The following is a 3,679-nucleotide window of genomic DNA, read 5'->3' on the forward strand; positions in this document are numbered from 1 at the left end:
CTCCAGGAGCTGAGCAATAAACACAAAAAAAAGCGACTTAAAAGTCGCTTTTTTTTGTTATAAATGTCCCGTCCTGAAATGACGTTACACTAATACTCTAACAACTGTTCTATTTTAGCCTTCACTTTTTCCGTAGAAGGAATCATTGTTTGCTCTAAAGTTGAATTTAATGGAATGGCTGGCATATTCTCACTACCAATAACCATAACTGGCGCGTCTAAATATTTAAAGCATTCTTCTTGTATTTTACTAGATAAAGCTCTTGCAAAACTGTTATTTGAAGGTTCTTCGGTAACCACTAAACATTTTCCTGTTTTCTTTACCGACTTCATAACTGCATCTTCATCTAAAGGATAGAGCGTACGTAAATCGATTACTTCTATTTGGTCTTGCATACCTAATTCCTCTGAAGCATTCATTGCCCAATGTACTCCCATACCATAAGTAACAATGGTTAATGTTTCCAGGTTATCTTGTTTCCAGATTTCTTGTAACACCCATGCTTTTCCAAAAGGCAATACATAATCTTCACTTGGCTCTACAGATGTTGCGCCTTGCGTTCCTGGCACTTTACTCCAGTATAATCCTTTATGTTCTAGAATAACAACTGGATTTGGATCATGGTATGCGGCTTTCATTAAGCCTTTTAAATCGGCTCCGTTACTTGGGTAGGCTATTTTTATACCTCTAATATTTGTAATGACACTTTCTACTGAAGACGAGTGATATGGTCCTCCGCTTCCGTAAGCTCCAATAGGTACACGTAATATCATACTTACTGGCCATTTTCCGTTAGAGAGGTAACAACTTCTACTTACTTCTGTAAATAACTGGTTTAGTCCTGGCCAGATATAATCGGCAAATTGTACCTCAACAATTGGTTTTAAACCTACAGCACTCATTCCTACGGTAGACCCTACTATAAAGGCTTCTTGTATTGGTGTATTAAACACACGATCATCTCCAAATTTTTGCGCTAATGTTGCGGCTTCTCTAAACACACCTCCTAAACGTCCTCCAACATCTTGCCCGTATAATAGACATTCTTTGTGTTGTTTCATTAATTCTTCTACAGCGAATAAAGCACAGTCTACCATAACCACTTTGTCTGCTCCCTCTGGAGAGCGCACTCCTTTTTCTTCTGTTATTGGTGTTGGTGCAAAATCGTTTGTAAATAAATCTTCTGGTGTTGGGTCTTCTGCTTGTAATGCTTTTTCAAAGTGTTCTTGCACTTGTGCTTTTGCATTAGCTTCTATTGTTTCTGCTTCTTTTTCAGAAAAACCAGCTTCTAATAATTGCTGTTTTAATACTGGATAGGGATCTCTAGTTCTGGCTTCTTCTAAATCGTCACGATACCATTCCATTCTTACGCCAGAAGTATGGTGATTTAATAATGGGACTTTGGCATGTACTAAAAACGGACGACGTTCTTTACGTATTGTAGCGATTACTTTCTCTAGTGCTTCGTAACTTTCAGTAAAGTTAGCGCCATCTATAGTTATAGCTTCTAAGCCATGAAACCCTTGTGCGTATTCGTAAGCGTTTTGTGCTCTTGTTTCTGCTGCATTCGCTGATATATCCCATCCATTATCTTGTACTAAATATAGTATTGGCATTTGCTTTAAGGCTGCCATCTGGAAGGCTTCTGCTATTTCTCCTTCGGTAACCGACGCATCACCTAAACTACATACAGAGATTGGGTTTTCTATAGAATCGTCGTTTAATCCTTGTAATTCTTTATACTGCATCCCCATAGCTACTCCTGTTGCTGGAATGGCTTGCATTCCTGTAGCTGAGGATTGATGCGGTATTTTTGGTTTATCGTCGTCTTTTAAACTGGGGTGCGAATAATAGGTGCGTCCGCCAGAAAATGGGTCTTCTTTTTTTGCTAATAACTGTAACATTAAATCATACGGTGTTACACCAAATGATAATAGCATGGCATCATCTCTGTAATAGGGAAAGGCATAATCTTGCGGTAATAATTGCAAGCCTAATGCTATTTGTATAGCTTCATGTCCTCTTGAGGTAGCATGTACATACTTTGAGACTTGTTTAAAATTAGCTTCGTATAATTCTGCCATAGCCTTGGCTGTACAGAGTTTTGAAAATCCTTTTTCTAATACTTTTTTCTCCATTTCTATCATTCCTACTAAAGCAGGTCTCTATTTTTAGTTTCTATTTTTCACATTAAGTAAAAGCCCTTTAATGTAAAATATATTCTATGTTACGGGTTTGTTTCTTAAAGGGTTTTGTTGCGTTAGGGATTGTAGCGACATCCTTTTGCTTTTTCTGCAAAAGATATAGCGGAAAGCCCGACCATTGTGGTAACGCCCTAATTATTTTAAGCTAATTGGTTTTCTATTTTAATCATCCAATTAAACTTATCGGCTACTTTTCCTGTTTTTATTGCATTTAAAGTTTCGTTAACGTCTTTTCCTACTGGACTTTCATCGGACACATGAATTACTTCTCCTTCTAAGCCTATTTCTTGTATATAGGCAATTCCTACTGCTGTTCCTGTTCCGAAGGCTTCTTCTAACGTTCCGTTTGCTGATGCTTCTTTTATTTCGTCTATTGTAATGGCGCGTTCTATTACTTCGTAGCCTTTGTCTTTTAATACTGAGATAACACTTAGTCTGGTAATTCCATCTAAAATAGAGCCATCGCGTTTTGGGGTTACCATTTTACCGTCTATTTTAAAGAAAATATTCATGGTTCCTACTTCTTGTATGTACTTATGCTCTACGGCATCTAACCATAATACTTGGTCGTATCCTTTTGCTTTTGCTAATTCTGTTGGGCGAATGGCTGCCGCGTAATTTCCTGCTGCTTTTGCTTCCCCTGTTCCTCCGTTAGCGGCTCTTATGTATTTTTTTTCTGCCCATAGTTTTATACGCTTACTAAAAAATGGTCCGGCTGGCGAGGCCATTATTATAAATTTATAGTGTGTTGCTGCACGCATACCTATAAATGGTTCGTCTGCATACATAAATGGTCTTAAATATAATGCACTCCCATCTGCTGGTGGAATCCAACTGCGTTCTAAATCGACTAATTGTTTTAAGCCTTCTACAAATAGGTCTTCTGGAAAATTAGGCATTCCCATACGATCTGCACTAAAGTTTAATCGTGCGGCATTTTTATCGGCACGAAATAACATTGGGTTTCCTTCTCCATCTACTGTGGCTTTCATACCTTCAAAAATAGCTTGCCCGTAGTGTAAAGCCATTGCTGCTGGATGCGTAGGGATTAGTTCTAAGGGTTCTATTCTCGGGTTAGTCCAGTCTCCATTTTCAAAATCACAAATAAACATGTGATCTGTAAATGTTGTTCCTAATGGAATATTATTAAAGTCTAAATCGTCTACTCTAGATTTTGCTACTTTAGTGATTGCTATGTTATAATTCATGTCAGGTCCGTACAAGCGGGTATCTTTTAAACTCCTTTAAAATAAGAGTTTGTAGGGTTAAACATTTTTTATCTATCTGTTACTAGATTCCTGTTTTCACAGGAATGACAGTTTTTTTTAATTACTCTTGCTCTAGAAATCTATTTATAAGGTTTTTGTTTTCCTTAAGTTTAGTTTCTATTTATTATGAGATTCCTGCCTTTGCAGGAATTAAATTGTTCTATTAATATCGAATTGCTCAAAATAATCGGCTACACGGCGTACAAA

General features: G+C 37.3%; 2 protein-coding genes. Both read right to left on the reverse strand.

Annotated features, from left to right (window positions below; translation table 11 throughout):
- Positions 1–89: 89 nt before the first annotated feature.
- On the reverse strand, positions 90–2,138 hold the full coding sequence (locus ACVC2P_RS01110; RefSeq protein ID WP_452596642.1) for an alpha-ketoacid dehydrogenase subunit alpha/beta: 2,049 nt from the start codon (positions 2,136–2,138) through the stop codon (positions 90–92).
- Between the two features lie 206 nt (positions 2,139–2,344).
- Positions 2,345–3,412, reverse strand: coding sequence for a branched-chain amino acid aminotransferase (locus ACVC2P_RS01115; protein ID WP_452596643.1), 1,068 nt, complete (start codon positions 3,410–3,412; stop codon positions 2,345–2,347).
- Positions 3,413–3,679 lie beyond the last annotated feature (267 nt).

This window comes from Pontimicrobium sp. MEBiC01747 (assembly GCF_053601635.1).

What these genes read in the sequence shown, in the direction of transcription:
- ACVC2P_RS01110 (WP_452596642.1), bottom strand. Translation starts at nt 2,138, where the DNA reads ATGGAGAAAAAAGTATTAGAAAAAGGATTTTCAAAACTCTGTACAGCC.
- ACVC2P_RS01115 (WP_452596643.1), bottom strand. Translation starts at nt 3,412, where the DNA reads ATGAATTATAACATAGCAATCACTAAAGTAGCAAAATCTAGAGTAGAC.